General features: G+C 57.9%; 32 protein-coding genes. 12 read left to right on the top strand and 20 right to left on the bottom strand.

Annotation, left to right across the window (positions count from 1 at the left end):
* Positions 1–41: 41 nt before the first annotated feature.
* Together purE and PH5382_RS16020 are read left to right on the top strand one after the other, a co-directional pair.
* Positions 42–542, top strand: a complete 501-nt coding sequence (gene purE / locus PH5382_RS16025) for a 5-(carboxyamino)imidazole ribonucleotide mutase (RefSeq protein WP_058335404.1) — start codon at positions 42–44, stop codon at positions 540–542.
* The gene (locus tag PH5382_RS16020; protein ID WP_058335403.1) at positions 535–1,611 is read left to right on the top strand and encodes a 5-(carboxyamino)imidazole ribonucleotide synthase; all 1,077 of its coding nucleotides are present in this window, start codon (positions 535–537) and stop codon (positions 1,609–1,611) included. The genes purE and PH5382_RS16020 overlap by 8 nt, the downstream gene beginning before the upstream one ends.
* 103 nt (positions 1,612–1,714) lie before the next feature.
* On the opposite strand, the gene PH5382_RS16015 is transcribed toward PH5382_RS16020, so the two are convergent.
* The 9 genes from PH5382_RS16015 to PH5382_RS15975 form a co-directional block, all read right to left on the bottom strand.
* Entirely contained in the window at positions 1,715–2,866 is a 1,152-nt protein-coding gene (locus PH5382_RS16015; RefSeq protein ID WP_058335402.1) for an alpha-D-ribose 1-methylphosphonate 5-triphosphate diphosphatase, read from the bottom strand.
* Between the two features lie 41 nt (positions 2,867–2,907).
* On the bottom strand, positions 2,908–3,693 hold the full coding sequence (locus tag PH5382_RS16010) for an alpha/beta fold hydrolase (RefSeq protein WP_058335428.1): 786 nt from the start codon (positions 3,691–3,693) through the stop codon (positions 2,908–2,910).
* A gap of 78 nt (positions 3,694–3,771) precedes the next feature.
* On the bottom strand, positions 3,772–4,614 hold the full coding sequence (locus tag PH5382_RS16005) for a DMT family transporter (protein WP_058335401.1): 843 nt from the start codon (positions 4,612–4,614) through the stop codon (positions 3,772–3,774).
* A gap of 32 nt (positions 4,615–4,646) precedes the next feature.
* Complete coding sequence (locus tag PH5382_RS16000; protein WP_058335400.1) at positions 4,647–5,009, bottom strand: hypothetical protein; 363 nt, start codon at positions 5,007–5,009, stop codon at positions 4,647–4,649.
* Between the two features lie 76 nt (positions 5,010–5,085).
* A complete protein-coding gene (locus tag PH5382_RS20185) occupies positions 5,086–5,307 on the bottom strand; it encodes a hypothetical protein (RefSeq protein ID WP_231751908.1) in 222 nt (73 codons plus the stop codon).
* Positions 5,308–5,406: 99 nt separating this feature from the next.
* Positions 5,407–5,622, bottom strand: a complete 216-nt coding sequence (locus tag PH5382_RS20180; protein ID WP_058335398.1) for a hypothetical protein — start codon at positions 5,620–5,622, stop codon at positions 5,407–5,409.
* 181 nt (positions 5,623–5,803) lie between these two features.
* The gene (gene groL, locus PH5382_RS15985) at positions 5,804–7,456 is read right to left on the bottom strand and encodes a chaperonin GroEL (RefSeq protein ID WP_058335397.1); all 1,653 of its coding nucleotides are present in this window, start codon (positions 7,454–7,456) and stop codon (positions 5,804–5,806) included.
* A gap of 68 nt (positions 7,457–7,524) precedes the next feature.
* A complete protein-coding gene (groES, locus tag PH5382_RS15980) occupies positions 7,525–7,812 on the bottom strand; it encodes a co-chaperone GroES (RefSeq protein ID WP_054459652.1) in 288 nt (95 codons plus the stop codon).
* A gap of 187 nt (positions 7,813–7,999) precedes the next feature.
* A complete protein-coding gene (locus tag PH5382_RS15975; RefSeq protein WP_058335427.1) occupies positions 8,000–8,704 on the bottom strand; it encodes a DUF2161 domain-containing phosphodiesterase in 705 nt (234 codons plus the stop codon).
* Positions 8,705–8,819: 115 nt separating this feature from the next.
* On the opposite strand from PH5382_RS15975, the gene PH5382_RS15970 reads away from it, so the two are divergent.
* From PH5382_RS15970 to PH5382_RS20045, 4 genes are all read left to right on the top strand, one after another.
* Positions 8,820–9,806: a TraB/GumN family protein gene (locus tag PH5382_RS15970; RefSeq protein WP_058335396.1), complete on the top strand. Its 987-nt coding sequence runs from the start codon at positions 8,820–8,822 to the stop codon at positions 9,804–9,806.
* A 112-nt stretch (positions 9,807–9,918) separates the two neighbouring features.
* Positions 9,919–10,839 (top strand): manganese-dependent inorganic pyrophosphatase, encoded by a 921-nt coding sequence (locus PH5382_RS15965; protein ID WP_058335395.1) that lies wholly within the window; start codon positions 9,919–9,921, stop codon positions 10,837–10,839.
* A gap of 218 nt (positions 10,840–11,057) precedes the next feature.
* Positions 11,058–11,243: a hypothetical protein gene (locus PH5382_RS15960; RefSeq protein WP_058335394.1), complete on the top strand. Its 186-nt coding sequence runs from the start codon at positions 11,058–11,060 to the stop codon at positions 11,241–11,243.
* 17 nt (positions 11,244–11,260) lie between these two features.
* Positions 11,261–11,404 carry a hypothetical protein gene (locus tag PH5382_RS20045; RefSeq protein WP_197410063.1) on the top strand — a complete coding sequence of 48 codons (144 nt, stop codon included), beginning with the start codon at positions 11,261–11,263 and terminating at the stop codon, positions 11,402–11,404.
* A 115-nt stretch (positions 11,405–11,519) separates the two neighbouring features.
* Here PH5382_RS20045 and PH5382_RS20040 read toward each other — a convergent pair whose 3' ends face one another.
* Positions 11,520–11,810, bottom strand: coding sequence for a hypothetical protein (locus PH5382_RS20040; protein ID WP_197410062.1), 291 nt, complete (start codon positions 11,808–11,810; stop codon positions 11,520–11,522).
* Positions 11,811–12,226: 416 nt separating this feature from the next.
* Here PH5382_RS20040 and PH5382_RS15945 point away from each other — a divergent pair, with 416 nt between their 5' ends.
* From PH5382_RS15945 to PH5382_RS15925, 5 genes are all read left to right on the top strand, one after another.
* Positions 12,227–13,102, top strand: a complete 876-nt coding sequence (locus tag PH5382_RS15945; protein ID WP_058335391.1) for a TIGR01459 family HAD-type hydrolase — start codon at positions 12,227–12,229, stop codon at positions 13,100–13,102.
* A gap of 239 nt (positions 13,103–13,341) precedes the next feature.
* The gene (locus PH5382_RS15940) at positions 13,342–13,785 is read left to right on the top strand and encodes a MaoC family dehydratase (RefSeq protein WP_058335426.1); all 444 of its coding nucleotides are present in this window, start codon (positions 13,342–13,344) and stop codon (positions 13,783–13,785) included.
* 130 nt (positions 13,786–13,915) lie between these two features.
* Complete coding sequence (locus tag PH5382_RS15935) at positions 13,916–14,875, top strand: bifunctional riboflavin kinase/FAD synthetase (protein WP_058335390.1); 960 nt, start codon at positions 13,916–13,918, stop codon at positions 14,873–14,875.
* Entirely contained in the window at positions 14,872–15,342 is a 471-nt protein-coding gene (locus PH5382_RS15930; protein WP_058335389.1) for a YcgN family cysteine cluster protein, read from the top strand. The genes PH5382_RS15935 and PH5382_RS15930 overlap by 4 nt, the downstream gene beginning before the upstream one ends.
* Positions 15,342–16,388: a threonine aldolase family protein gene (locus PH5382_RS15925; protein WP_058335388.1), complete on the top strand. Its 1,047-nt coding sequence runs from the start codon at positions 15,342–15,344 to the stop codon at positions 16,386–16,388. The genes PH5382_RS15930 and PH5382_RS15925 overlap by 1 nt, the downstream gene beginning before the upstream one ends.
* Positions 16,389–16,551: 163 nt before the next feature.
* Here the strand turns inward: PH5382_RS15925 and PH5382_RS15920 are convergent, their stop codons facing one another.
* Together PH5382_RS15920 and PH5382_RS15915 are read right to left on the bottom strand one after the other, a co-directional pair.
* Positions 16,552–17,355: an alpha/beta fold hydrolase gene (locus tag PH5382_RS15920; protein WP_058335387.1), complete on the bottom strand. Its 804-nt coding sequence runs from the start codon at positions 17,353–17,355 to the stop codon at positions 16,552–16,554.
* A gap of 33 nt (positions 17,356–17,388) precedes the next feature.
* Complete coding sequence (locus PH5382_RS15915; RefSeq protein ID WP_058335386.1) at positions 17,389–17,982, bottom strand: 2-hydroxychromene-2-carboxylate isomerase; 594 nt, start codon at positions 17,980–17,982, stop codon at positions 17,389–17,391.
* A gap of 106 nt (positions 17,983–18,088) precedes the next feature.
* Here PH5382_RS15915 and PH5382_RS15910 point away from each other — a divergent pair, with 106 nt between their 5' ends.
* On the top strand, positions 18,089–19,111 hold the full coding sequence (locus PH5382_RS15910; protein ID WP_058335385.1) for a ribose-phosphate pyrophosphokinase: 1,023 nt from the start codon (positions 18,089–18,091) through the stop codon (positions 19,109–19,111).
* 176 nt (positions 19,112–19,287) lie between these two features.
* Here PH5382_RS15910 and PH5382_RS15905 read toward each other — a convergent pair whose 3' ends face one another.
* The 8 genes from PH5382_RS15905 to PH5382_RS15870 form a co-directional block, all read right to left on the bottom strand.
* On the bottom strand, positions 19,288–19,935 hold the full coding sequence (locus tag PH5382_RS15905) for a glutathione S-transferase family protein (protein ID WP_058335384.1): 648 nt from the start codon (positions 19,933–19,935) through the stop codon (positions 19,288–19,290).
* Between the two features lie 202 nt (positions 19,936–20,137).
* Positions 20,138–20,488 (bottom strand): H-type lectin domain-containing protein, encoded by a 351-nt coding sequence (locus tag PH5382_RS15900; protein ID WP_058335383.1) that lies wholly within the window; start codon positions 20,486–20,488, stop codon positions 20,138–20,140.
* A gap of 159 nt (positions 20,489–20,647) precedes the next feature.
* Positions 20,648–21,061, bottom strand: coding sequence for a F0F1 ATP synthase subunit epsilon (locus tag PH5382_RS15895; protein WP_058335382.1), 414 nt, complete (start codon positions 21,059–21,061; stop codon positions 20,648–20,650).
* Between the two features lie 11 nt (positions 21,062–21,072).
* Positions 21,073–22,497 (bottom strand): F0F1 ATP synthase subunit beta, encoded by a 1,425-nt coding sequence (gene atpD / locus PH5382_RS15890; protein WP_058335381.1) that lies wholly within the window; start codon positions 22,495–22,497, stop codon positions 21,073–21,075.
* Positions 22,498–22,518: 21 nt separating this feature from the next.
* Positions 22,519–23,394 (bottom strand): F0F1 ATP synthase subunit gamma, encoded by an 876-nt coding sequence (locus tag PH5382_RS15885; protein WP_058335380.1) that lies wholly within the window; start codon positions 23,392–23,394, stop codon positions 22,519–22,521.
* A 12-nt stretch (positions 23,395–23,406) separates the two neighbouring features.
* Positions 23,407–24,945 (bottom strand): F0F1 ATP synthase subunit alpha, encoded by a 1,539-nt coding sequence (gene atpA, locus PH5382_RS15880; RefSeq protein WP_058335379.1) that lies wholly within the window; start codon positions 24,943–24,945, stop codon positions 23,407–23,409.
* The gene (locus PH5382_RS15875) at positions 24,946–25,506 is read right to left on the bottom strand and encodes a F0F1 ATP synthase subunit delta (RefSeq protein WP_058335378.1); all 561 of its coding nucleotides are present in this window, start codon (positions 25,504–25,506) and stop codon (positions 24,946–24,948) included. It lies immediately after the preceding gene.
* Positions 25,507–26,069: 563 nt separating this feature from the next.
* On the bottom strand, positions 26,070–26,816 hold the full coding sequence (locus PH5382_RS15870) for a class I SAM-dependent methyltransferase (protein ID WP_058335377.1): 747 nt from the start codon (positions 26,814–26,816) through the stop codon (positions 26,070–26,072).
* Positions 26,817–26,853 lie beyond the last annotated feature (37 nt).

Here is a 26,853-nt window from a genome sequence, read left to right as displayed (position 1 = left end):
CGGCCCAGTGACGGGCATGCGGCATGACAGGACCGAATTACATGCCAGACAGTTCTTCTGACATCAAAGTAGGCATCATCATGGGCAGCCAGTCTGACTGGCCAACCCTGAAAGAAGCCGCCACCCTTCTGGATGAGCTCTACATTCCCTACGAGGCCAAGATCGTTTCGGCGCATCGCACCCCTGACCGGTTGTGGGCCTATGGAAAATCTGCGGCAGATCGTGGTTTGCAGGTCATCATTGCAGGTGCAGGTGGTGCTGCCCATCTGCCCGGCATGGTTGCCTCCAAGACCCGCGTGCCTGTTGTAGGCGTGCCGGTACAGACCCGCGCGCTTTCTGGTGTCGACTCGCTCTATTCCATCGTGCAGATGCCCAAGGGATTTCCTGTCGCCACCATGGCGATTGGCGCCGCCGGGGCTGCCAATGCCGGCCTGATGGCCGCCGGCATTCTGGCCCTGCAGGATCCCGCACTGGCGCAGCGACTGGATGACTGGCGCGCCGCGCTGTCTGCCTCGATCCCAGAGGAGCCTGTTGATGACTGAAGCGTTACAACCTGGTGCCACCATCGGCATTCTGGGTGGCGGGCAATTGGGGCGCATGCTGTCGGCTGCCGCGTCGCGGCTGGGGTTCAAAACCCACATCTTTGAACCCGGTGCCAACCCACCCGCAGGCGACGTGGCCCATCGCATTACCACCGCAGGCTACGAAGACCACGCAGCGCTAGTCGCCTTTGCCCAGTCGGTCGATGTTGTCACCTATGAATTTGAAAACATCCCAACCGCCGCCCTAGACGTGCTTGAACAGCACTGCACCATTCGCCCAGGACGCGAAGCGCTGCGTATTTCCCAAGACCGGCTGACGGAAAAGACTTTCCTGCAGGAACTGGGCCTCAAGACCGCCCCCTTTGCCGATATCAGCGATGCAGCCAGTCTGGACGCCGCGCTGGCAGAGATCGGCGCACCTGCAATCCTCAAGACGCGCCGGTTCGGCTATGATGGCAAGGGCCAGGCCCGCATCATGACGCTGGACGCCGCCCCCGAGGCCCTGGATGCCATGGCTGGGGCCCCCTCGGTGCTCGAAGGATTTATCAATTTCAGCCATGAGGTTTCGGTGATTGCCGCGCGCGGGGCGACCGGCGAGGTCTCCTGCTATGACCCCGGCGAAAACGTGCACCGCGATGGCATCCTGCACACAACCACGGTTCCGGCCCGCCTGAGCGCAAGCCAGCGCATGGATGCGGTTCTGCTGGCCGCCAAGATCCTCAATGCGCTGGACTATGTTGGCGTGATGGGGGTTGAGCTGTTTGTCACGCCACAGGGTCTGGTGGTGAACGAGATCGCGCCACGGGTGCATAATTCCGGCCACTGGACCCAGAACGGCTGCGCGGTGGATCAGTTCGAACAGCACATCCGCGCTGTGGTCGGCTGGCCATTGGGTGACGGGCAGCGTCATGTCGATGTGGTGATGGAGAACCTCATCGGCGATGACATGGACCGCCTGCCCGATCTGGCCAAGGAGCGCGACTGCGCACTGCATCTCTATGGCAAGGCCGAGGCCAAACCCGGCCGCAAGATGGCCCATGTGAACCGGATTGTTCGCTCCAAAACCTGATCAAGAAGCGAGAGCCACCTATTAGGTGGCCTCGTGGCCCGACCATCACGACAACTGAAACAGTTTCAAGAACGATCACCCCCTGCGTTAGCCAACGGGGTGATCAACCAAAGAAACGTGTAGCAACCTCACCGGACATATAACTCACGCGACCACCGGAGACTGTTGCCGCCACCCTTTCGCTCACCTTGTCGAGGATCACCAAATCTGCACGCATGCCAAGCGTGAAATCGCCACGGTCCGCCAGCCCCAGCAAATCTGCCGGACCAGATGAGACCAAAGCCCAGGCCCCAGCCAGATCCAATAAGCCCGACCGCGCCAGCATCAGCGCCGCGCGGCGCGGGCTGGGATAGTGATAATCCGAGGCCAGCGCATCACAGAGCCCCATGGCAATGAGATCCAGCGCCGAGGCATTGCCCTTGTGCGAGCCCCCGCGCACCACATTGGGTGCGCCCAGAATGATATGATCGCCACCCGCGCGCGCGGCCTCTGCCGCTTCAAGCGTTTCGGGAAATTCACTGATCTCAGCGCCGCGCGCCCGCCATGTCGCTCGATCCTCCGCCTTACGGTCGTCATGGCTACCAATGCGCAGCCCCTGTGCCGCCAAACTGGCGCAGAGTGCTTCCAGTGCGGTCGGAACCTCAGGACTGCGGCGATGCATCTCCAGCAGCATCTCAAAGTGTTTCTCAGGGTTGCGCCCCGCTTTCAGCGCCTGCCCTGTCAGCCGAGGCGGCTTTCTGCCTTCGGCCAGACGGTCATGGGGCAGGTGATCATTGAAGACCACATAGGGCACCTGCCAGACCGCGATCTTTTCGGCAAGGTCAGCGTAGTCCTCCAGCATGTGGGTTTCAAACCGCAGCTGGGGCACAAGATCCGTCACCAGATCGCCACGCACCAGCCGGATGGCCTCAAAGACCTGCGCCGCATAGTCGGGGCTGCGCAATCCCCCTTCCCAGCTGTAGAACTGCGCCAAGACAGCGGTGGTCATACCATTGGCCGCCAACTCTGCCTCAGAGGCGACAACGCCCTCTTCCATCTGCTTCATGGCGCCGCGCCGCGGGGCCATGTGACGCTCAAAACCGTCGCCGTGCGGGTCAATGATCCCCGGCAAAACCAAATAGCCAGACACATCAACTTTGCGTGCGGCAGATGTCGCACTAATCCGACCATCGGCCAGGTTCAACTCACTATGGCTATCCAGCCCGTCCGGGTGCAGAATATCCGCCCCTTGCAGGGTCATCTCAAGCGTATTCATTGATCTTCCGTTCTTATCGTTCAATCGGCCTGAGCAGCAGCTTATTGCGCAGCGCAGCGCGCGCCCAGACAGCGCCCGTCGATAACCCCATAGAGCGCCTCTAGCCAAGTGATTTCACGATCAAACTGCCCGGTCGACAAAAAGGACAGCACCTGCGCGATCACTTCGGGGTCATTCATCATGAAGGTATGCGTCACCGGCAGCACGATATGATCCGCCATTCCTGCAACACGGGTGCTGGCGACGGAGACCTTGCCATCATCAACGCCCGGAATCAGCGCAGAAAACACCGGGCTGATGGATTGGTTGCCGGCGATCACGCCCAGAGGGAAATCCACCGAAGGCAGGGATTTTGGCAGGCTGTCCGGGCCAGTTCCCAAGGAAGCCCCGGCAGGCCCGTTGATCAAGCCAAAGACCTTCCAATCGCCCAGCTCATCAACCACTTCGCTGCCCTGATTTGGAGGCCCCAGCATCACCGTGCGCCCCAGATCTTTCGGGAGATGTTCAGGCGCTTTGAACCAGTCACGCAGCAGAATGCCCCCCATGGAGTGGGTGACGAAATGCACTCTTTGCGCCCCACAGTGGGCAATCGCGTCTGGCAAGGTTTCAGCCGCCAGGTCCGCTATAGGACGTTCGGTTGATGCATATCCTGGCCGCACTACCTGAAACCCGCGAGCTTCAAGCACCTGTTCCATAACCACAAAGGAGGTCTCCGATCTGGCAAGCCCGTGCAACAGCACAACACAATCAGCTATAGCCGTGCTTGGCAGCAACGCCAGAACCACGGCAGAAAAACGGGGCAAGATATGTTTCACAAAACGTCGCATCCCTTGCAGATAGGTCGAATACTCCAACGAGAAAAGCCCTGACGGCATTTGCAGCCTTTGAAAAAGCCAGATCCCTTGTCAAAGGCGCTTTGGCGACCAGATGACCAGTGCGATGCCGCCCAGAACTGCCGCTGTGCCCAGGGTCAGCCGCAGCCCGACCGGTTCTGCCAGGAATACCACACCACCAAGGATGGCAATCACCGGAACGCTCAGCTGAATGGTGGCGGCAAGGGCCGGCTGCAACTGCGGCAGGACCCGGTACCACAGCGCATAGCCAAGACCCGAGGTTATGGCCCCCGAAACCACCGCCAGAGCAAGGCCAAGCCCACTGACAACCAAGCTTTCCTGCAAGATCAAAACAAAGGGCAGCATCATCACAGCCGCCCAGATAAAATTGACGCTTGTTGCCACCAGAGGATCACGCTGCGCGCGCCCCAAAAGGCTGTAAATCGCCCAGCCCAACCCGCTCATGCCCATGAGAAGCGCATCCCTGAACGTCACCTGCAGGCTCTCATCGGGCCAAATCACATAGGCCAGCCCAGCAAAGGCAATTGCCGCCCCAGCCAGCTGTCCCGGACTGACGCGACTGCCCGTCACGGCCCCCCAGCCAAACATGGCAATCTGCACAACGCCAAACAGGATCAAGGCGCCAAGCCCCGCGTCAAGCCCCTGATAGGCCAGGCAAAATCCGATCATATAGAGCGTAAGTGACCCGCCCCCCTTGAGGCTGGACATCAAGGGTTGCCGTGGCACGGCACCACGCAGATAACATAAAAACACTAGCATGGCCGCCCCGGATGCTAGCCGCAAAAGGCCAAAGCCAAGGGCATCCATGTACCCTCCGCCGATGGCCATACGGCCAAGCACCGAATTGGCTGCAAAGGCGACCAAAACAACAACAATCAGCGCAATCAGCTGCATCCCCGGCCCTCGGTCAGGCCGGTAGTGCCGGCTCAGTCGTGAAGTATCCGCAAATCGGTATCACCATGACCACAGGTGTAGCAACAGTCCTCGCAACGCTGTGAATTGTTCAGCCCGACCCCCCAGTATTTGTCAGTATTGCCGCGCACCCAGGCGCCATAACAAATGGTCTCGCCAGTGCTGCAATTCAGATTGTAGACCTTCTCATCGTAGTCATCGAGAAGATAGACTTCGTCATCCCCGGGCCAGGCACGATTATAGTCCTGACTGTAGAATTCCAGACTGACGATATGCGGGTAGTCGCTGCGGATGGTCCATCTCAGGTTATCGGCTGAAGCCGGAACAACGCTTCCTATAACCAGTGCTACTGCTGCAAAAAATGCCAGAAACTTCATGTCTTCCCCCAGAGCTGCTCATCCAAACAGTTTCAAGGTTAGGGGCCGACGAAGAAAAATCAAAACTTTTTGCGGATTACACCTCGGCAAAAGCAGCCGGATAGATCAGCTCCGCCTCAGGCACATCCTCTCCGGGGGCCGCAAGCATTGTGTATTCCAGCGGATAGGGTGTCGTCAGCCGTGCCGCACGCGCGCGGGAAAAGCCGCATGTCTCGTAAAAACCTGGCTGCCCAAGAACCACGATAGCGGGCACCTCAGTACCTTTCGGGATTTCAGCCGCCAATGCGAGTTCACTCACCAGACGTCGCCCTATTTGCCACGCACCTTTGGGTTGTCCCTGCGGTGCACTGGCTCCGCGCTGAAAGGCTGGCCAGACGGCAACTGGCGCCAGGCACAATCAACCTGCAGGGGCTACCATGCGTGACAGGGCTGCATAGCCAGCAATACGCCCCTGCCAGTAAACCACTGTTTCGCTTACCATGTCACCGTTGCGGCGCAGGGCATGGACAAGCGCAACCTCCGCTTCACCACCAAAGGCGACCCGCAAAAGCGCATCAACTTCGGTCACCTCATCTGGTCGCATGTCTCGGCTGCTACCCGGTCCGATTGGCATGTGCTTTCTCCAGACTTGGCTTTCAGCAACGTATCACCAACTTTCCTTGGGCGAGCAACAAAAAAGGGGCCGCCCAAAGGCGACCCCAAATCATCCAGCAGGATGGCGTGATTTACCTTTTCGGCAGGTCTTCCATATGGAAGACCGCCTGTCAGGCATCACAAACCCAAAGGGTTTGCAATTACATCATGCCGCCCATGCCGCCCATGCCGCCCATGTCGGGCATGCCGCCGCCAGCTGCGCCGCCGTCTTTCGACGGTTTGTCCGCAACCATGGCTTCGGTGGTGATCAGCAGACCCGCAACCGAAGCTGCATCTTCCAGCGCGGTACGTGCCACTTTGGCAGGGTCGATCACACCAAAGGCAAACATGTCGCCATATTCTTCGGTCTGAGCGTTGAAGCCAAAGTTGTTGTCGTCGCTTTCGCGCACTTTGCCAGCAACCACTGCACCGTCAACACCGGCGTTTTCAGCGATTTGACGCAGAGGCGCTTCAATGGCTTTACGCACGATCACGATACCAGCGTTCTGGTCAGCATTTGCGCCTTCCAAGTTTGCCAGCGCTTTACCAGCCTGAACCAGAGCAACACCACCACCAACGATGACGCCCTCCTGAACAGCAGCGCGTGTCGCGTTCAGTGCATCGTCAACGCGGTCTTTGCGCTCTTTGACTTCGACTTCGGTCATGCCGCCAACGCGGATAACAGCAACACCGCCAGCCAGTTTGGCAACGCGTTCTTGCAGTTTTTCACGGTCATAGTCGGAAGAAGTTTCTTCAATCTGAGCACGGATCTGAGTGACGCGCGCTTCGATTTCTGCTTTCTCGCCGGCACCGTCAACGATAGTGGTCTCGTCTTTGGTGATTTCGACTTTCTTGGCTGTGCCCAGCATGTCCATGGTGACGGACTCAAGCTTCATGCCCAGATCTTCGGAGATCACCTGACCGCCGGTCAGAATGGCCAGATCCTGCATCATGGCTTTGCGGCGATCGCCGAAACCAGGTGCTTTGACTGCAGCAATTTTCAGGCCGCCGCGCAGTTTGTTGACAACCAAAGTTGCTAGGGCTTCGCCTTCGACGTCTTCGGCGATGATCAGCAGTGGCTTTTGCGACTGGATCACCTGCTCGAGCAGTGGAACCATCGACTGCAGCGAAGAGAGTTTCTTCTCGTGCAGCAGGATCATGCAGTCTTCGAGATCTGCGATCATTTTGTCGGCGTTGGTCACGAAGTAGGGTGACAGGTAGCCACGGTCAAACTGCATGCCTTCGACAACATCGGTCTCTGTTTCCAGGCCTTTGTTTTCTTCGACAGTGATCACGCCTTCGTTGCCAACTTTCTGCATCGCGTCTGCGATCTGCTGGCCGATGGCGGCTTCGCCGTTGGCGGAGATGGTGCCAACTTGCGCAACTTCAGCGGAGTCTTTGACTTCGCGTGCCATGTCTTTGATGCCCTGAACAACAGTCGAAGTCGCAAGATCGATGCCGCGCTTCAGATCCATTGGGTTCAGGCCAGCAGCAACCTGCTTGAGGCCTTCTTTGACGATGGCCTGGGCCAGAACGGTGGCTGTCGTGGTGCCGTCGCCTGCTTCGTCATTGGTGCGGGAAGCAACTTCCTTGACCATCTGAGCGCCCATGTTTTCGAACTTGTCTTCCAGTTCGATTTCTTTGGCAACGGACACACCATCTTTGGTGATGCGCGGTGCGCCAAAGCTTTTGTCCAGAATGACATTGCGGCCTTTGGGGCCCAGGGTCACTTTGACAGCGTCAGCCAGAATGTTGACGCCGGCCAGCATACGGTTGCGGGCATCGGTGTCGAATTTGACGTCCTTAGCAGCCATGTTTTATTCTCCTCGAGAAAATCTGTGTTTGATAGCGAAATGTCTTGGGATCAGAGAAGCGGTAAGGCTTACTCGATGATACCCATGATGTCGCTTTCCTTCATCATCAGCAGCTCTTCGCCGTCGACGGTGACTTCGGTGCCGGACCATTTGCCGAACAGGATGGTGTCGCCGGCTTTGACAGCCATTGCGATCAGCTCACCGTTGTCTTTGCGTGCACCTTCGCCGGTTGCGACGACCTGGCCTTCGCTGGGCTTTTCTTTGGCGGATTCGGGAATGATCAGGCCACCAGCGGTTTTTTCTTCGCTTTCAGTGCGACGAACCAGCACGCGGTCGTGAAGTGGTTTCAATGCCATCTTTGCAGCTCCTTATAAGGCTCAAAGGTTGTTATCTCTATTCCCTCTACTCCCCGCAGAGGGCGTTATCACTCACACCTGATGAGTGCTAACGGAGGAATAGCTAGGCACGAGATCGGCATGAGTCAACCAAAATGGACAAGAAATTTTGTGCAAAAATACGCCACCGGCGACAAAGCGGGAAAAATCACTCGGAGGCGGCTGCTTCATCCGTCTCAGACGTCACAGGCTCCCAGCTATAGGCCCAGTGTTTCAGCCCTGCCTGCCCTGCTTCTGTCAGCTGATAAATGCCTGTGGAAACCCTTTCGAACCAGCCATAATGATTGGCCGCCATCAGCGATGTCGCCCGCCCCACCCCCGATGCCTTGGCGACCTCTGCGCCTTTGCTTGCGCCCGCCTCGGCCAGGCAGGCCGCGCAGCGCAGCGCATCCTGGCGGTAGGCGGTGACGATGCCCTGGCGCGTGGCCCCACCGGCATTTGGATCTCCCTCAAGCCGGTTGAATTCCCGCAGCAGTCGCTGTTGGCGCTTTTTAGACTTGCGCGGCGCATAGGGGCCGGGATCGCAGTGCACCTCGCAGCGGCCGTCCGGCAGCACGGTAATCAGACCAAGGCACAGCCGCCGACAAAGCGCCAGATTGTCCTTGAGCATCCGCCGCGCTTGCCGCCCCTTGGGGCGCGGCACCGCGATATAGACCAGATCGGTCACCGATTGGCGGGTTACTGCCTGATGGAACAGAGACAGCGAAAACCGCAGCTTCAGCTCCACAATCACGGGATCCTCATCGCCGCGGCGCGCCATCACATCGGCGGCACCGACCTCGCCCTTGACCTCATAGCCCTGCGCTTGCAGCAGGCTTTTAACGGGCGGGTATAACTGATCTTCGCGGTCCATGAATGCGACCATAGGTCGGCCTCAGGGAAAACGAAAGAGCAAGAGGCGTCAGGCTAAAAGGTTGCAACACCCGAAGGCCAAGGCTAGCCTCAGGAGGTGTTTTCACGGAGGCAGAATGCGCTTTCTTCTCATCATTTTCTGGCTGTTTTTCCCCGCTTTGGCGCAGGCCGCATGCTCCGGGGAAGATCTGCGCCCACGGCTTTCTGCTAAATCAGCAGCACGGCTGGAACAGGCCGTTGCGAAAGTCCCCTTTGCCGAAGGCAATCACTGGATTGCCAGACGCGGAGAGCAAAGCATCCATGTTGTCGGCACCATGCATTTGGGAGATGGGCGCATGCACCGCGTGATGCGCCAATTACGTCCCCTGATCCTGTCGTCGGACCTGGTCTTCCTTGAACAACTCGCCTCAAACCTGCCGGAGGATCCGCAGGAGGTCATGAAAACATATCAGCATCATTTTGTGATGCCCCGTGGCAAGCGCCTTGATCAGCTCCTCAGCCCTGCCGATTATGACGCCATCAGACTGCAAGCCCAGCTCCTGGGGATCAGCCAGGACATTGCCCCCTTCGTCCAACCATGGGTCTATTCGCGGCGCTTGCGGGCTTCTGGTTGCGGCCCCCGTGGATTGACCGGACCCCGCGGTCTGGACGAGCGCATTCGCAGGTTTTCGCTGAAAAGAGGGATTGCACTGGCCGCACTGGAAAAACCGGGGGACGGGTTACGCGCTTTTTCAGGGCGACCGCTGAAGGATCAGCTGCGTTTGCTAGAGCTGAACCTCCATAACTCCTTTTCCAATAATGACCTGGCCGTCACACGTCGTGAAGCCTTTTTCGACGAAAATCTCACCGAGGGATGGATCCTCACCAGCTGGAAACGCGCTGAAGCCGCAGGCAGAGATCGCGCGCAGATAGAGCGCCTTGACGCACAGCTATTTCGACGTCTTCACGACAATCGTAACAAAGCTTGGATGTCGGTGTTGCGCAGCCGGACGGAGAAAGACATCCTGGTGGCCGTTGGAGCTGCACATCTGCCCGGTCGCAACGGTGTTTTGAATCTTTTGCAACGCCAAGGCTACATCTTGGAGCGCACCAAGTTTCGCTAGAGAACGTACAAATGCCGCATCGCAGCACGGGTGCGGTACAGGTGGGGTGACAAGCTGAGACCTGCAGCTTATAAGGCGCGCAAACTCTCCCTTTAGTTCACAGGATAGCATGATGACCGTCCAAGTTTTTGGCCATAAATCCCCCGACACCGATTCCACTGGCTCTCCTATCATCTGGGCCTGGTACCTGAACGAGATCAAAGGCGTCGCGGCTGAGCCCAAATTGCTGGGCGAACCAAACACCGAAGCTGCCTTCATGCTGCAGCGCTGGAACCTGGACAAGCCCGCGATCATCGCCGATGTGGCTGACGATCAGGCCGTTGTCATCGTCGATACCAACAACCCGGCTGAGCTGCCCGCCAATATCAATGGCGCCGATGTTCAGGCCATCATCGACCACCACAAACTGGTTGGCGGCCTGGAGACCAAAGGCCCTATCGACATCACCATCCGTCCACTGGCCTGCACCGCCACCATCATGCACGACCTGATCGGCGACGATATGGCCAAGATGCCCGAAGCCGTCAAAGGTGCTGCGTTGACCTGCATCCTGTCGGACACGCTGGAATTCCGCTCGCCCACCACCACCGATCATGATCGCGCCGTGGCCGAAAAGCTGGCTGCCGATCTGGGCATCGACATTGCCTCCTATGCCGCCGACATGTTCGCCGCCAAATCCGATGTCTCGTCCTTCTCTGACGCAGAACTGCTGCGCATGGACAGCAAGGAATACGCAGTGGACGGCACCAAGTTCCGCGTTTCGGTACTGGAAACCACAGCCCCCGCAGTTGTGCTGGACCGCAAGGCCTCGATCATCGACAGCATGACAGCGGTCGCCACTGAAGATGGCGTTGATCAGGTTCTGCTCTTTGTTGTTGATATTCTCAACGAAGAAGCCACCCTGCTGGTGCCCAATGATCTGGTGAAAGCCGTTGCAGAAAAAAGCTTTGGCGCAGCAGTTTCTGGCGACGCAGTTGTGTTGCCCGGCATCATGAGCCGCAAAAAACAGATCATCCCGAACCTCAAAGTCTGAGGCGCGCGGCACAACCGTTGGCCGCATCCGTAAGCATCAGGGCGTCCTTGTCAGGGCGCCCTTTTTTTCTGTGTTGCTTTCCTGCGTTGCCGCTGTCGTTCTTAACTCCAGACCGTCTGCGCCTTTGCAAACGCAGCCCCCTCGCACCGCAGCCAGAAATGTATATACATTGCAACGACATTGTAGTAACAAAGTTGTGCTCAAAAGGGAGCCGCCAGATGGCCAAGACTGAAAAACCCAAAAAAGGACGCAAGGATTCCCAGCTGATCATTCGTATTTCGAAAGAAGAGCGGGATGCATTTGTGGATCTTTGTGATGCGCTCGATACGAGTGCCGCGCGCGAAATTCGCCGCTTCATCCGGGGGTTCCTGACCGAGCACGACACCAAAACATCCGACGGCTAAGCGAAGGGATCACAGACATGACCAAAAAAGCAAAACTCAAAGACCTGAAAAAAGAAGTCGACCTGCGTAAGAGCAAGGTCGCACGCCAGGGAGAGAAACTGAAGGCTGCCAAAAGAGCACTTAAGAAAGCTGCCAAAAAGGCTCTTAAGAAAGCCGCATAAGCTTTCTTGCTTCAGGAGCAATGACCAGCGGCGCCGGAGCGCCGCCGGTTCTGGCTCTGCAGCCTTCGTGGCCCCTTGGGCCGACAAAAGCTGCAAAGTCCTGTCATTTAAGCAATCAGTGTCCGTTGCCGCCGCCGCCATTGCCACCGCCGCCATTGCCACCGCCGCCGTTACCACCGCCGCCATTGCCACCGCCGCCATTGCCACCGCCGCCGTTACCACCGCCGCCGCTGCCACCGCCGCCATTGCCGCCACCGCCGCCGTTACCGCCGCCGCCGTTGCCACCGCCGCCGTTGCCACCGCCGCCATTGCCGCCACCGCCGCCGTTACCAAGGCTGCCTCCGCCACTTCCGCGGTTGGCCGAGCCGGTTTTGCCTGCCCCTGTCAGAGCTCTGTCGCCCTTCATCTCGTCCTGCCCAGGCGTGCCTTTAGACTTGACCTGGTTCTCGTCATGGAACTGAGAAAAGACAACATCGTCATCTTCTGCCCAGGGATTCCCGTGAGCCGCAAATGCGGGGGTGGCTGAAACTCCAATTACCGCGGACGCCAAAGCCGGCGCAAGAAATTGAATGAAACCTTTGTTACTCATTGCTCTGCCTTTCCAGACTGCTTTTACAGTTCGCGCGCTATCACATGGCTAATTTTGAATGTTTAATAAACCCTTACTCCTGAGACATTTAAGAACCTGAGCAAAATCCTGCCACTTGGGCAGGACGCCGCTGACCACCGGCAGGGTTTTCCGAGTGGCGTAAGGCGAGTATCTCGTTCATATCTGGGCCTGCATTGCCACACCCCCAGGTTCACACAGGAAAGGCCCGTTTTATGACCCGCATTATTGAAACGCTTGCAGAGATTTCTGATCCCTATAAGGCACTGTTTGTCGATCTCTGGGGCTGTGTGCACAATGGCATCACCGCCTTCCCTGATGCTGTCGCTGCCCTCCAGGGCTACCGCGCCCGAGGCGGCAAGGTTGTGCTGGTGACCAACTCTCCCAAACCCCGCGCCGGTGTTGCCAGCCAACTCGCAGAGTTTGGCGTGCCGGACGATGCCTATGACACCATTGCCACCTCTGGCGATTCTGCGCGCTCCGCAATGTTTACCGGGGCCGTTGGCAACAAGGTCTACTTCATGGGCGAATGGCAGCGCGATGCCGGGTTCTTTGAACCCCTGCACGTCATCCACAACCCGGTCGAGATCACCCGTGTTTCCCTGGCCGAGGCCGAAGGCATTGTCTGCTGCGGCCCCTTTGACACCATGGCCGATCCGGATGTGAACCGTGCCGATTTTCTGCTGGCCAAACAAAAGGGGCTGAAACTGCTTTGCGCCAACCCTGACATCATTGTTGACCGGGGCGAGACCCGCGAATGGTGCGCCGGTGCTCTGGCGCGCCTATACACCGAAATGGGCGGCCAGAGCCTTTATTTTGGCAAGCCGCATCCCCCTATCTACGACCTCGCGCGCCGCCGTCTGGCAGAACTGGGCAGCGATATTGCAGATGGCGATATTCTCGCCATTGGCGATGGTCCCCATACGGATATTGCCGGTGGTATGGGCGAGGGGATCGATTCCCTTTTCATCACAGGCGGTCTGGCAGCCAGTGAAACAAAAACCACGCAACAGCCCGATGCCGCGGCCCTAGCCACCTATCTTGAGCAGGAACAATCGGCTCCCACCTATAGCATTGGCTTTTTGCGATAGGGCGAACAACCTATTATTTACAAATAGTTAAAACCCGAAAACCTGATCGGCAGAAGCTTGGCTTCTGCCGTTTTTCGTTGCGCTATCTTTCAACGTTTTGTCGCTGATCTCCCCGACACGGCGCTAGAAAAACCACTTGATTTTCTGCACCTGCAAAGTAATAAAGTTGCGACAGCTCCAATCCGAGCGCCTGAAAATTTCAAAGCCACCTTCAACGGGGCGATCTCATGGAGGATCAAATGTTGGACAACATGCCACGCGGAACCATCTGCATCGAAGACATCGAAATGGGCATGACACGCTTTGTCCGCAAAGTGATCACCGATGAGGATATCGAGATGTTCTCGCAGGTCTCCACCGACCGCAATCCGGTGCACCTGGACGATGACTATGCACAGGACACCATCTTTCAGGGCCGTATCGCCCATGGGATGCTGACAGCGGGTCTGATCTCTGCCGTCATCGGTGAGCAACTGCCCGGCCACGGCACCATCTACATGAGCCAGTCGCTGAAATTCCTCGCCCCCGTGCGCCCCGGTGATCTGGTTCTGGCCGAGGTCGAAGTGACCGATATCATCATCGACAAACGCCGGGTCAAACTGGATTGCCGCTGCATGGTCGATGGCAAAAAGGTTCTGGTCGGCGAGGCCATGGTCATGGCCCCCTCGCGCAAGTTCGACTAGGCACCTTTGCTTGTCTGAGAATGCATTTTAGCAGCAGCTAAAGAGATGGCACCGCGCGATGGCGAACCCAGTGCGTTGTCTTGGTGATCAGGCGCTTGCAAGCCCCTCGCATGGGCGCTAGGCAGTTCCTATGCGCATCATACGAGACTATCAATTTGTGGAAGAGCAAGATCGCGGCGCCAGCGTTGCGATCGGCAATTTCGACGGGGTTCACCGCGGCCATCAGTCGGTGATCGATCTGGCACGCGCTGCTGCACCAGACGCGCCTTTGGGCGTGATGACCTTTGAGCCGCACCCGCGCGAATTCTTTTCCCCCAATGCCCCGCCCTTTCGGCTGATGTCGCCCGAGGCGCGTGCCTCGCGTCTGGAAAAACTCGGCGTTTCGCGCCTGTACCAGCTGAATTTCAACGCAGCCCTCTCTGGCCTGACCCCGGAAGATTTCGCCCGCAAGGTCATCGCCGAGGGTCTGGGCCTGCGTCATGTGGTTGTGGGCGCTGATTTCTGTTTTGGCAAAGGCCGCAGCGGCACCGTTGAGGATCTGAAACGTTATGGTTCTGAGATGGGCTTTGGCGTCACCATCGCCCCCCTGATGGAACATTCAGAAGATACGGTGTCCTCCACGGCCATTCGCACCGCTCTCAGCGAGGGACGCCCCCGCGACGCAGCCGCCATGCTCAGCCATTGGCACCGGATCGAGGGCGAAGTCATCGGCGGCGAGCAACGCGGCCGTGATCTTGGTTTCCCAACGGCCAATATGTCGATCGACGGGCTGCATCCACCTGCCTTTGGTGTCTATGCGGTGCTGGTCGATGTGCTCGACGGGCCGCACAAGGGCAGTTATCAGGGGGCAGCTTCGGTTGGTGTGCGCCCGATGTTTGATGGCGAACACCCCAATATTGAAACCTTCCTGTTTGATTTCACCGGTAACCTGTATGGTGCCACGCTGTCGGTGGCGCTGGTGGACTATCTGCGCCCCGAAATGAAGTTCGACGGGCTGGAGGGGCTGGTGGCACAAATGAATACAGATTGCGCCCGTGCCCGTGACATCCTCGATCATGAGGCACAACTACCGACAAAGGCACTTCCATGAGCGAAGGCATCGACCGACGCGGTCTGGGCAAACGGTTCTGGGAAAAGAAACCGCTGGCAAAACTCAACGATCAGGAATGGGAAGCGCTGTGCGACGGCTGTGGCAAATGCTGCCTCAACAAGCTGGAGGACGAAGACAGTGGCGAGGTTGCCCTCACCCGTGTCGCCTGCCGCCTGCTGGATGACGCCACATGTCGCTGTGCGCATTATGAAAACCGCCACCAGTTCATTCCCGAATGCATCGTGCTAAAGCCCGATAATCTTGACACGCATGCCTATTGGATGCCGCAGACCTGCGCCTATCGTCTGCTCTGGGAGGGCAAGCCCCTGCCGCAATGGCATCCGCTGCTGACCGGTGATCCCGACAGTGTGCATGCGGCAGGTGTTTCGGTGCGCGGCTGGACCGTTTCCGAATTCGACACCCCGGAAGAAGACTGGGAAGACCACATCATCGAGGAGCCTATCTGATGTTTTTTGCCTCTGACAATTCCGGCCCCATCCCTGCGCAGGTGCTTCAGGCCCTGACGGAGGCAAACACAGGCTACGCCATGGGCTATGGCGCAGATGCCGAGATGGAACAGGTCACCACCCGCATCCGCGAGATCTTTGAGGCCCCTGACGCTGCCGTGTACCTGGTGGCAACGGGCACTGCGGCAAATTCATTGGCGCTGGCAACCCTGTGCAAACCGTTTGAGACGATCTTTTGCACCCCCACCGCGCATATCCACGAAGACGAGTGCAACGCGCCTGAGTTCTATACTGGTGGTGCCAAGCTGACGCTTGTGCCTGGCGCCCCCGGCTTTGACGACAAGATGACACCCGAAGCCCTGCGCGCAACCATTGCCAAGGAAGAAACCCGCGGCGTGCACGGCCCGCAGCGCGGCCCAGTCTCGCTGACGCAGGTGACCGAACGCGGCACCATCTATTCGCTGGCAGAGCTGCAAGCGCTATCGGCGGTCACGCGCGAATTCGGCCTGCCACTGCATATGGACGGCGCGAGATTCACCAATGCCCTGGTGGCGCTGGACTGCACCCCGGCCGAGATGACCTGGAAAGCTGGCGTCAACGCGGTGTCGTTTGGCGGCACCAAGAACGGACTCATGGGGGTCGAGGCGGTGATCTTCTTTGATCCCAAGCACGCCTGGGAATTTGAGCTGCGGCGCAAGCGCGGTGGCCATCTGTTTTCCAAACATCGCTACCTGTCGGCGCAGATGCTGGCCTATCTGACGGATGATCTGTGGCTGACGAACGCCCGCGCGGCCAATGCCAATTGCGCTACGCTGACTGCTGGTCTGCACCAGAAGGGCGCTCCCTTCCTGCATGACCCACAGGCCAATATGATCTTTGCTGCCCTGCCTCGGGCAACGCATCAGCGCCTATACGACAATGGTGCCTCTTATCACCTGTGGGATGGACCGCTGGAAGGCAACCCAGACGAGCTGGTTGCAGCGCGTTTTGTCTGTGATTGGGCCATCAGCCGCGATCAGATTGATCAGTTTCTCAACCTGATCTGACCGGTATCTTGCCGAGGTATATCTGCGATAAAACTTGGCCTGATGTCCAAACCAAATACAAAAACACCCCGGCCCAAGCCGGGGTGTTTTTGTAGTCGTTACGTTTTTTGCTCGTTAGGTAGAAATGCAGATCCATGCATGGGGCTCAACCTAGCGCTCCAAACTAGCGCTCCAAATCCGCCCAAAAGCTGCGCAGGATTTCCGCCGTCGTTTCAGCATGCGTGATCGGCAACATATGCCCGGCCTCCGGCACGACCAGCGCCTTGGCATGTTTCAAGCGACGGACCAGCCCGTCATTGATCAGCGGCATCACAGCCTGGCTTTTGCCACCGCTCAGCAGCAAAACTGGCATAGAGACCAGATCCAGCCCGCCGGGAGCCAGCAAGCCGATATCGTCCAGATAGAGCGTATCATGGCTGGCCGGAACCACCTTCATGGCGCGGATCATCGCAGCGCGGGCCTGTTCCGGCAGATCCGGCCACTTTGGCTCCCCCGTGCCCCACATGCGGTTAAAGAACCGCGTCGCGTTCTCCAGATCTCCTGCGGCGTAGAACTCGGCAAAGGGCGCCTCTTCAGCCTCCAATGCGGCCTGCGCCTCCGGGGCTTCAGCCCGCGTCACAGCAAACAGAACCGGCTCAATCAGCGTGAGGCTTTTTACCAGATCCGGGCGGGCGCGGGCCATACGCAACGCGACGGTCGCCCCAAAAGAATGCCCGACCAGATCGACCGGTTCCTCCTCTGCCTGCAACAGCTGAAGGCCAGCCTCAACATTGGCAGTTTGGAAATTGCCCTGCCCGTCCCAGTCTGGGCTGCGCCCGTGGGAATACATGTCAAAACCGGTCAGGGTGATCTCATCCTGCATTGCGGCTGCCAGTGCGCGCCAGGCACCGGAATGCGCCAGCGAGCAATGCACCGCCAGAACCCGGCGGGCACCTGCCCCAAAACTTCGCGAATAGATCTCGCTCAAAATGCCATCCTTTGTTTCATACCCTTTGTTGACCTAACCTGCGATATGCTGTTCCAGATCCTCGATCCGATCTTGCCCCCAGAACCGTGCCCCATCAGCCGTCACATAGAACGGCGCGCCAAAGACACCGGCCTTTACCGCATCCTCGAGGTTTTGCGCATATCTCTCCGCGCCGGCCAAAAGCCCGCTCTCCGCCAGTGCGGGGTCGAAGCCGGCGTTTTGCAAACAATCCTTGATCACGTCGTCCTGCGCGATATCGCGATCTTCAGCCCAGACCGCCCGCAGCAGCCCGTGCACCAATGCGCCCATATCGCCGCCACCAGCCGTCTGAGCTGCGATAATCGCATAAGACGACGGCGCCGCGTTGGTTGGCCAATGGGCAGGTTTCAGATTGATCACCATGCCTGACTTTTTCGCCTGCCGTTCCATCTCGATCAACCGGTACTCCTGCCGAGAGACGTGACGTTCCTTGGGGGCTGTACCTCCGGTGCGACCAAATAGCGCCATGATATCCAGTGGTTTGTAATTCACCTGCGCATTCTGGCGCGCCATCGCCTCTTCCAGCCGGGTTCCGGCCAGATATGCATAGGGTGACAGGGTCGAGAAATAGTAATCAATGGTCGCCATGGTGGTTTTCTCCAGCTTAGAACTAGGCTGGACGCTACGCGCATGCTAAGCGGTGAGCAAGATCACGAATCTGTCACATAGCCATTGCTGCCGGGGATATCAGCCAATGCCGACTTTGAACGAACCCAAGCTTATCGCTGGGAACGCCAACCTCCCGCTTGCCAAAACCATTGCCCGCCGTATGAGCATGCACCGCGGTGTCGACCAGGGACTGGTGGATGCACGTGTTGAACGTTTCAACGATGGCGAAATCTTTGTTGAGGTTTACGAAAACGTCCGCGGAGAGGACATGTTCATCATTCAGCCGACCTCCAATCCGGCGAATGACAACCTGATGGAGCTGCTGATCATCTCTGATGCGCTGCGCCGCTCGTCAGCCCAGCGGATCACCGCCGTGATCCCCTATTTCGGCTACGCCCGTCAGGACCGCCGCACCAAGGCCCGCACACCCATTTCTGCCAAATTGGTTGCGAACATGCTCACCGGAGCCGGCATCGAGCGGGTCCTGACAATGGATCTGCATGCTGCCCAAATTCAGGGTTTCTTTGATATCCCTGTCGACAACCTCTATGCCTCGCCAATCTTTGCGCTGGACGTGAAAAACCAGTTCAAGGATCGGATGGACGATCTCATGGTGGTCTCTCCCGACGTTGGCGGTGTTGCGCGTGCACGTGAGCTGGCCAAACGGATCAACGCGCCTTTGTCGATTGTCGACAAGCGTCGCGAAAAGGCCGGCGAAGTCGCCGAGATGACCGTCATTGGTGACGTCACCGACAAGATCTGCCTGATCATCGACGATATGTGCGACACTGCCGGTACATTGTGCAAGGCGGCCCAGGTGCTGCTCGACAATGGCGCCAAGGAAGTACACGCCTATATCACACACGGTGTGATGAGCGGCCCTGCTGTGGAACGCGTCAGCAACTCGGTAATGAAGTCACTGGTGTTGACCGATTCCATTCAACCCACCGAGGCTGTACTGGCAGCGCCCAATATCCGGATCCTGCCAACAGCACCGCTGTTTACACAGGCCATTCTGAATATCTGGCATGGCACCTCTGTATCCTCCCTGTTTGAAGACAAGACCCTGATCCCGATCTACGAGTCCCTTGGCTCCAACGGGGCCTGAGTCCCTCTCAGACCATTTTGAAAGGCCCCGCGCAGCTATCTGCCGGGGCCTTTTTCGTATCGAGTGTGGTCGACAATGCTGTGACGCGTCATCTTGTTCTTCAATGTCTGCAATGAGCCCAAATTGCAGGATGCTGCAGAATTCACGGATGGCTGCTTTTACCCCCAGACACGATCTTAGCCAAGCGGAAGACCTGGGTCAGTTGCTTCGATGCTTGGGCGCTGTGAGGCGCTTTCCCACCAATCGGCAAGTGCGGAATACTTGCTCAATGCCATCGCGCCTTCCGGCGCTTGGACGAAGTATGCAATCATTGGTGCAAGGTGGCAATCAGCAAGCGTAAAGGTCCGACCGTCGAGGACATGGCCCTCGGACACCAGCGCATCTAATGCGCCTAGAACGGGGAGCGAGGCTTCGATACCGGCTGCAATCTCGGTTTTGTTGCTCTGTTCACCAGCTGCCGGGCGGAATACACGGTGCGCGAACACCTGTCGAACCATGGGGCGGTAGCCATAAATGTCCATAATTGAAACGACTTGCGTCACACGTGCGAGAACCTCGGCTCTGGTTGGCATTAGGTCCGGACCACCAAAAGCAGCATCGACGTAGCGAGTGATTGCTGCCGTTTCATATACGTCAAATTCGCCATGGCTCAGGACGGGTACGCGGCGAAACGGGTGGCGCTTCAAATAGTCTCGTGGAATGTCGATCGCAAATGGATCAACTTCCTCCGTTTCATAGGGTACGCCCTTCTCGTGCAGCGCCACGCGCGCAATGCGATTGTAGACGCTGAACTGGTAACCACGAAGCACAACAGGTTTTCTCATTCTTCGATCTTAGTCATCCGCGGCTAGCGCTGAAAAAGCCGTTTACCAAAGGCGGACGGCAAAACCCGCATTGAAACTGACTTTCGCGACAATGGCTCGAAAGGCAGCTAAGTCCGCACAGCGGACATTCGCCATTACATAAGACCAACACGAGGCGGCCTTTGACCAGGGTTGACAAAAGCCCCCAATGCGCCGTCAGGCCTCAGCCCACGTCCCAGTCATCCTCAAAGGGCAGCTCTCCAATAGCGGTCCAGGCGGCGCGGAGGCGGGCAATGCGGCTGTCTCCCCAAGTGCGGAACACCACTTCAAAATCCGTGCTAGTGATATTCTCGGCTACCAACTCGGCGCGAATGGCGGCATTGGTGTCCATATCCCAGAGCGAGATCGAGACCTGCACGGCAGGCGGGCGGCGATAGGCCTCCTTGAAGCTCACCAGCTTACGCCGCTCTCGGGCGCCCTCACCGGTCCACATACTGCCACCACTGTCGAACTCGGAAAACAGGACCAAATCGCCCTGTTCAATACCAGTTCGTGGATTGCTCAATCTTTGCATCTGTCGCCGTTTCGATCGCTTGCCTCAGTCTCTCTGGAACCGAGAGATCTGCAAGTACACACTAAAAGAACTTAATTATCAAAAAACAAAACCGGCCCGTCATCACTGAGGGCCGGCTTTAGATCGTTTTGGTCACACCAGGCGGTGCACAGAGGGGCCTTAGAGGCTCATGTGGGTGCCCAGGGCCTCCATATCCGCCAGCAGCTTAGCTGCCTCTTCAACTAGGCCATGTGGTGGCTCGGCTTGTTGCGCGGTCTTGTAAAGCAGGCGAGCCTCTTCGATCAGCTCGTCCAGATGGGCACGGGTCATCTCGTCCATCGGGATCGCCTTTTCAGCGAGAACCGAAAGGGCCTCTGCGCTGATTTCGGCAAAACCGCCAGTGACCACAAACTCCGAAGTGCCTTGCGAGCTTTCCACCCGCAGGACACCCGGACGCAGGGTGGTGATGGTGGGTGCATGGTTCGGCATCGCCGTCATGTCACCCTCCGCGCCGGGGATCAGGACCGCGTTCACCTGAAGCGAAGCAAGGCTTCGCTCCGGGCTCACGAGGTCAAATTGCATGGTATCAGCCATCAGGGCCCTCCTTAGGCCGCGTCAGCAGCCATTTTCTCGGCTTTTGCGATCACTTCATCGATGCCGCCAACCATGTAGAAGGCGCCTTCGGGGAGGTGGTCGTATTCGCCAGCCACAACGGCCTTGAACGACGCGATGGTGTCTTCCAGCGGAACCTGCTTACCATCGGCACCGGTGAAGATTTTCGCAACGTCAAACGGCTGGGACAGGAAGCGTTCGATCTTACGCGCACGGGCCACAGCCAGTTTGTCGTCTTCCGAAAGCTCGTCCATGCCGAGAATGGCGATGATGTCCTGCAGCGACTTGTAACGCTGAAGGATCTGCTGAACGTCGGTTGCAACTTTGTAGTGCTCTTCACCGATGACCAGTGGATCCAGCAGACGCGATGTCGAACCCAGTGGGTCAACAGCAGGATAGATACCTTTTTCCGAGATCGCCCGATCCAGAACGGTTGTCGCATCCAGGTGCGCAAACGAGGTCGCAGGAGCAGGGTCAGTAAGGTCATCCGCAGGAACGTAGACGGCCTGAACAGAGGTAATCGAACCATTTTTGGTCGACGAAATCCGTTCCTGCATCGCACCCATGTCGGTGGCCAGTGTTGGCTGGTAGCCAACCGCAGAAGGAATACGACCCAAGAGAGCCGAAACCTCGGAACCCGCCTGTGTGAAGCGGAAGATGTTGTCGACGAAGAACAGAACGTCGGAGCCTGTGTCATCACGGAACTGTTCCGCCAGGGTCAGACCTGACAGAGCAACCCGCATACGCGCACCGGGAGGTTCGTTCATCTGGCCGTAGACCAGCGCAATTTTCGACTCTGGCAGGTTATCAGGAACGATAACACCGGATTCGATCATCTCGTGGTAAAGGTCATTCCCTTCACGGGTCCGCTCACCAACACCGGCGAACACGGACACACCAGAGTGCACCTTCGCGATGTTGTTGATCAGTTCCATGATCAGAACGGTTTTACCAACGCCGGCACCGCCGAACAGACCAATTTTACCACCCTTGGTGTAGGGGGCCAGCAGGTCGATGACCTTGATGCCGGTGGTCAGGATCTCGGTTGCGGTGGACTGCTCGTCAAAAGCAGGCGCATCGCCGTGGATCGCACGGGTTTCAGTGGACTCTACGGGGCCCTTTTCATCAACGGGCTCGCCGATGACGTTGAGGATACGGCCCAGGGTCGCATTGCCGACTGGAACCGCGATTGGGGCGCCAGTGTCTGTCACGTCCTGACCGCGAACGAGACCTTCGGTCGCGTCCATAGCGATGGTACGGACTGTGTTCTCACCCAGGTGCTGGGCAACTTCGAGAACCAGTTTCTTACCGTTGTTGTCAGTGGTGACGGCGTTGAGGATTTCCGGCAGGGCATCCTCGAACTGCACGTCCACAACGGCGCCAATCACCTGCGTGATTTTGCCTTTTGCGTTTGCCATGTGTTTGTCTCCGGTTGTCTCTTAGAGCGCCTCAGCGCCCGAAATGATTTCAATCAGCTCGTTGGTGATGACGGCCTGACGCGAGCGGTTATACTCGATTGTCAGCTTGTCGATCATCTCGCCAGCGTTACGGGTGGCGTTGTCCATCGCGCTCATCCGGGCACCCTGTTCGGATGCACCATTTTCCAGCAGAGCCGAAAAGATCTGGGTCGATACACCACGGGGCAGCAGGTCGGCGAGGATCGCCTCTTCGCTGGGCTCGTAGTCGTAAACGGCCGATGAGCTTTCGACTTCACCGCCCTCGTAAGAGGCCGGAATGATCTGCAGGGCTGTTGGCACTTGGGTCACAACATTGACGAACCCCGAGAAGAAGATCGTCGCAACGTCGAATTCACCAGCGTCAAAGCGCGTCAGGATGTCCTTTGCAATGCTCTGCGCATCGACATAGCCGATCCGTTTCACTTCGCTCAGGTCCACGTGGCCGACAAAATCATCGGCAAAGTCACGACGCAGTGCGTCGCGGCCCTTTTTACCAACGGTCAGGATCTTGACCGTCTTGCCAGCTGCTTTCAGCTCTTGCGCCTTTTGGCGCGCCAGCTTGGAGATGTTGGCGTTGAAGCCACCACACAGGCCCCGCTCGGCGGTCAGGACAACAAGCAGTTGAACCTGATCGCTACCGGTGCCGCGCAGCAGTTTCGGTGCGCTATCACTACCGCCAACAGACGCCGCCAGCCCTGCCATCACGGCGTTAAACCGTTTTGTATAGGGACGCGAATCTTCAGCAGCTTCCTGGGCGCGGCGAAGTTTCGCCGCGGCCACCATTTGCATGGCTTTTGTGATCTTACGCGTGCTTTTGACACTCGCGATCCTGTTTTTCAGGTCCTTGAGATTTGGCATTGCCTTATCCCCTTACGCGAAATCTGCGGCGAATTCGTCCAGCGCTGCTTTGATCTTGTCGGCAGCATCGCCCTTGATCTTGGGATCTTCGGTGGAAATCCACTCCAGCAGATCTGCGTGCTTGCCACGCAGGTGCGCCAACAGACCCGCCTCATAGCGGCCAACCGCCTTGACGTCGATCTTGTCGAGGTAGCCATTGGTACCGGCGAAGATCACGCAGACGATTTCAGCGTTGGTCAGCGGTGCGTACTGTGGCTGTTTCATCAGCTCGGTCAGACGGGCACCCCGGTTCAGCAGCTGCTGAGTGGCGGCGTCCAAGTCGGAACCAAACTGCGCAAAGGCAGCCATTTCACGGTACTGAGCCAGTTCCAGTTTCACCGGACCCGCAACAGATTTCATTGCGTTGGTCTGGGCGGACGAGCCAACACGCGAAACCGACAGACCGGTGTTCACAGCAGGACGGATGCCCTGGTAGAACAGCTCGGTTTCCAGGAAGATCTGGCCGTCGGTGATCGAAATCACGTTGGTCGGAATAAAGGCGGAAACGTCACCGCCCTGGGTTTCAATAACGGGCAGAGCCGTCAGAGAACCAGCGCCGAAGTCTTCGTTCAGTTTGGCCGAACGTTCCAGCAGGCGGGAGTGCAGATAGAAAACGTCACCAGGATAGGCTTCACGACCGGGTGGACGACGCAGCAGCAGGGACATTTGGCGATAGGCCACAGCCTGCTTGGAGAGATCATCATAGATGATCAGGGCGTGCTTGCCACCATCGCGGAAGTATTCGGCCATTGCGGTCGCGGCATAGGGTGCCAGGAACTGCAGAGGGGCCGGGTCGGACGCGGTTGCAGCAACCACGATCGAGTATTCCATCGCACCGGTTTCTTCCAGCTTTTTCACCAGCTGAGCAACGGTGGAACGCTTCTGACCCACAGCAACATAAACGCAGTACAGTTTCTTCGACTCGTCGTCGCCTGCAGCTTCGTTGTAGGTTTTCTGGTTCAGAATGGTGTCGAGAGCAATCGCGGTTTTACCGGTCTGACGGTCACCAATGATCAGCTCACGCTGGCCACGGCCAACTGGGATCATCGCGTCAACCGACTTGAGGCCAGTCGCCATCGGCTCGTGAACCGATTTACGCGGGATAATGCCGGGCGCTTTGGAGTCGGCAATGCCGCGCTCTTTGGCGTTGATCGGGCCCTTGCCGTCCAGCGGGTTACCCAGACCATCCACAACGCGACCCAGCAGTTCGGGGCCAACAGGAACGTCCACGATCGAGTTGGTGCGCTTTACAGTGTCACCTTCTTTGATGTCGCGGTCGGAGCCGAAGATAACGATACCTACGTTATCGGCTTCGAGGTTCAGCGCCATGCCCATAATTCCACCAGGGAATTCGACCATTTCGCCAGCCTGAACATTGTCGAGACCGTAGACGCGGGCGATACCATCACCAACGCTCAGCACGCGACCAATTTCAGCCACCTCGGCTTCCTGACCAAAATTATTGATCTGGTCTTTTAGGATCGCAGAAATCTCTGCTGCTTGGATACCCATTTATCCGACCTCTTTCATTGCATTCTGTAGGGAGTTGAGCTTGGAGCGGATCGAGCTATCGATCATCTTCGAGCCCACTTTAACGACGAGACCGCCAATGATGCTATCATCGACGGTTGCATTGATGGTAATCTTCTTGCCCACGCGCTCTGCCAGGGTCTTGGCCAGCTTTTCGCTTTGGGTCTTGGTCAGCGCTTTGGCCGAGATCACCTCGGCTGTCACTTCACCCCGGGCCTCTGCAAGACGCGCCCGCAGGGCCGTCAGCAGAGCTGGCAGGACGAACAGACGACGCTTTTGCGCCATCAGAGCCAAAGTATTGCGCAACACGGGTGCAAGACCCATCTTGTCGGCAATCGCCGTGATGGCTCCACCCTGCTCATCTCGAGAGATAAGCGGTGAGCTGATCAGGTTGCGCAGATCTTCACTGTCAGCCAGGGCAGCTGCCAGATCATTGATGCTGGATTCAAGGCTATCAAGCGCCTTGCTTTCTTCGGCGATCTCAAAGACCGCAGTGGCATAGCGCGCAGCAATGCCTGCTGAAATCGAAGCTGGTTCGGACACGTCCACCCTTCCGACATTTGGCCCCGGTTGGCTTGTCTGCGGGCAGACGGCGTCCGGGGGCGTGAGCAAGCCCCGCCAAAGTGGCAGGGCGTTAAAATCAGCGTGGATGTAACAGAGCGTTAGCAACCTATCAACTGTCTATAGTGGTATGCCGGAAATGGTTGAGTTAAGTGTTTTCAACAACTTAAGCAAAGTGCGGCCCTTTGCCCCTCTAAATCAGGACAAATTATTCCCCCGAACTGCAGCGATTTGCGATTCCTCGGAGGGTAAAAACGACACAAAGCAGCAAACAGAGACTGCTCAAACCATGGCACTATCAAGAGGCGATCACAAAAAATGTCAAAAATAGAATCATCTTCACGGTCCAGCCCTATTTCCTAGCTCGCCTTATGGCCTGCCGCTCTCCGCCCGATATGGTACCCGACATTCAGCGCGACATGGGGCCTGACATTCGGCCTGACATTCGGCCTGACGTTCGACCCTGCCGCGACGACACTCAGACGGCATTCAAAGGAAGGTTTGGGGCGAATTTCAGGCTGATTTCGCGTCAAATGGATATGATCTCAGACAGGTTCCGGCAAGGGATTGGACAACCCTTCGAGAACCCGGATCGGATTAGCCCGCTGAACCCGTGTCATGTGACCGCGCTGCGGATGGGTTTGCTTGCTGACCTCAACCATGAAAACCCCACCGGCCAGCATTGTCGGCAAGCGGCGCCCGATACGGTCAAACATGGCGCCAGACTTCAGCCAAAAGCGTTTCTGACTGGGCAAGCGATACAGCGCGGCCGCGTGGCGCTCGATGGTGAATTCATGGAATCGAAGCTGGTTCTCCAATTGGATCAAGGTGTAGGGGCGCCCATAGCCAAAGGGGGTCTTATCCGAGCGCGCCCAGAACCCAGCCCGGTTCGGCACCACAAAGATGGCCCGTCCCCCGGGCCCCAGCACCCGCCGACATTCTTCGACCAACTCACTGGGCCGTTCTGACGTCTCAAGCCCGTGCATCACCACCAGCCGGTCCACCCTCCCCGTCTCGATCGGCCAAGAGGTTTCCTCGCACAGAACCGAAACATTGGGCATCCCGGCCGGCCACTGCATTACCCCCTGCGGGCCCGGCATCAGGGCAATGACCCTGCGGGCCTCTGCCAGGTACGGGCGCATCAAGGGGGCAGCAAAGCCAAAACCCGCCATGGTCTGGCCGGTCGCATCTGGCCAGAACTGCAGCAGCCTGTTGCGGATCGACGCCTGTGCGGCACGCCCCAGAGTGCTGCGATAGTAGAAGTTCCTAAGGTCCTGAACATCAAGATGCATTGCGAGTGCCTGCTGCTTCGGCCAATCTGCGGCCAGG

It is taken from the genome of Phaeobacter sp. CECT 5382, assembly GCF_001457775.1.
Taxonomy (GTDB): Bacteria; Pseudomonadota; Alphaproteobacteria; order Rhodobacterales; family Rhodobacteraceae; genus Pseudophaeobacter.
This window is presented reverse-complemented; position numbering and strand designations above follow the sequence as displayed.

What these genes read in the sequence shown, in the direction of transcription:
- atpA (WP_058335379.1), bottom strand. Translation starts at nt 24,945, where the DNA reads ATGGGTATCCAAGCAGCAGAGATTTCTGCGATCCTAAAAGACCAGATC.
- PH5382_RS15885 (WP_058335380.1), bottom strand. Translation starts at nt 23,394, where the DNA reads ATGCCAAATCTCAAGGACCTGAAAAACAGGATCGCGAGTGTCAAAAGC.
- PH5382_RS15970 (WP_058335396.1), top strand. Translation starts at nt 8,820, where the DNA reads ATGCGCTTTCTTCTCATCATTTTCTGGCTGTTTTTCCCCGCTTTGGCG.
- groL (WP_058335397.1), bottom strand. Translation starts at nt 7,456, where the DNA reads ATGGCTGCTAAGGACGTCAAATTCGACACCGATGCCCGCAACCGTATG.
- PH5382_RS16010 (WP_058335428.1), bottom strand. Translation starts at nt 3,693, where the DNA reads ATGCGACGTTTTGTGAAACATATCTTGCCCCGTTTTTCTGCCGTGGTT.
- PH5382_RS16020 (WP_058335403.1), top strand. Translation starts at nt 535, where the DNA reads ATGACTGAAGCGTTACAACCTGGTGCCACCATCGGCATTCTGGGTGGC.
- PH5382_RS15915 (WP_058335386.1), bottom strand. Translation starts at nt 17,982, where the DNA reads ATGGCGACCATTGATTACTATTTCTCGACCCTGTCACCCTATGCATAT.
- PH5382_RS20040 (WP_197410062.1), bottom strand. Translation starts at nt 11,810, where the DNA reads ATGAAGGGCGACAGAGCTCTGACAGGGGCAGGCAAAACCGGCTCGGCC.
- PH5382_RS16015 (WP_058335402.1), bottom strand. Translation starts at nt 2,866, where the DNA reads ATGAATACGCTTGAGATGACCCTGCAAGGGGCGGATATTCTGCACCCG.
- PH5382_RS15900 (WP_058335383.1), bottom strand. Translation starts at nt 20,488, where the DNA reads ATGCAAAGATTGAGCAATCCACGAACTGGTATTGAACAGGGCGATTTG.
- PH5382_RS15930 (WP_058335389.1), top strand. Translation starts at nt 14,872, where the DNA reads ATGAGCGAAGGCATCGACCGACGCGGTCTGGGCAAACGGTTCTGGGAA.
- atpD (WP_058335381.1), bottom strand. Translation starts at nt 22,497, where the DNA reads ATGGCAAACGCAAAAGGCAAAATCACGCAGGTGATTGGCGCCGTTGTG.
- PH5382_RS15940 (WP_058335426.1), top strand. Translation starts at nt 13,342, where the DNA reads ATGTTGGACAACATGCCACGCGGAACCATCTGCATCGAAGACATCGAA.
- PH5382_RS15925 (WP_058335388.1), top strand. Translation starts at nt 15,342, where the DNA reads ATGTTTTTTGCCTCTGACAATTCCGGCCCCATCCCTGCGCAGGTGCTT.
- PH5382_RS15905 (WP_058335384.1), bottom strand. Translation starts at nt 19,935, where the DNA reads ATGAGAAAACCTGTTGTGCTTCGTGGTTACCAGTTCAGCGTCTACAAT.
- PH5382_RS20180 (WP_058335398.1), bottom strand. Translation starts at nt 5,622, where the DNA reads ATGCCAATCGGACCGGGTAGCAGCCGAGACATGCGACCAGATGAGGTG.
- PH5382_RS15960 (WP_058335394.1), top strand. Translation starts at nt 11,058, where the DNA reads ATGGCCAAGACTGAAAAACCCAAAAAAGGACGCAAGGATTCCCAGCTG.
- purE (WP_058335404.1), top strand. Translation starts at nt 42, where the DNA reads ATGCCAGACAGTTCTTCTGACATCAAAGTAGGCATCATCATGGGCAGC.
- PH5382_RS20045 (WP_197410063.1), top strand. Translation starts at nt 11,261, where the DNA reads ATGACCAAAAAAGCAAAACTCAAAGACCTGAAAAAAGAAGTCGACCTG.
- PH5382_RS15945 (WP_058335391.1), top strand. Translation starts at nt 12,227, where the DNA reads ATGACCCGCATTATTGAAACGCTTGCAGAGATTTCTGATCCCTATAAG.
- PH5382_RS15910 (WP_058335385.1), top strand. Translation starts at nt 18,089, where the DNA reads ATGCCGACTTTGAACGAACCCAAGCTTATCGCTGGGAACGCCAACCTC.
- groES (WP_054459652.1), bottom strand. Translation starts at nt 7,812, where the DNA reads ATGGCATTGAAACCACTTCACGACCGCGTGCTGGTTCGTCGCACTGAA.
- PH5382_RS15895 (WP_058335382.1), bottom strand. Translation starts at nt 21,061, where the DNA reads ATGGCTGATACCATGCAATTTGACCTCGTGAGCCCGGAGCGAAGCCTT.
- PH5382_RS15965 (WP_058335395.1), top strand. Translation starts at nt 9,919, where the DNA reads ATGACCGTCCAAGTTTTTGGCCATAAATCCCCCGACACCGATTCCACT.
- PH5382_RS15870 (WP_058335377.1), bottom strand. Translation starts at nt 26,816, where the DNA reads ATGCATCTTGATGTTCAGGACCTTAGGAACTTCTACTATCGCAGCACT.
- PH5382_RS16005 (WP_058335401.1), bottom strand. Translation starts at nt 4,614, where the DNA reads ATGCAGCTGATTGCGCTGATTGTTGTTGTTTTGGTCGCCTTTGCAGCC.
- PH5382_RS15975 (WP_058335427.1), bottom strand. Translation starts at nt 8,704, where the DNA reads ATGGACCGCGAAGATCAGTTATACCCGCCCGTTAAAAGCCTGCTGCAA.
- PH5382_RS16000 (WP_058335400.1), bottom strand. Translation starts at nt 5,009, where the DNA reads ATGAAGTTTCTGGCATTTTTTGCAGCAGTAGCACTGGTTATAGGAAGC.
- PH5382_RS15935 (WP_058335390.1), top strand. Translation starts at nt 13,916, where the DNA reads ATGCGCATCATACGAGACTATCAATTTGTGGAAGAGCAAGATCGCGGC.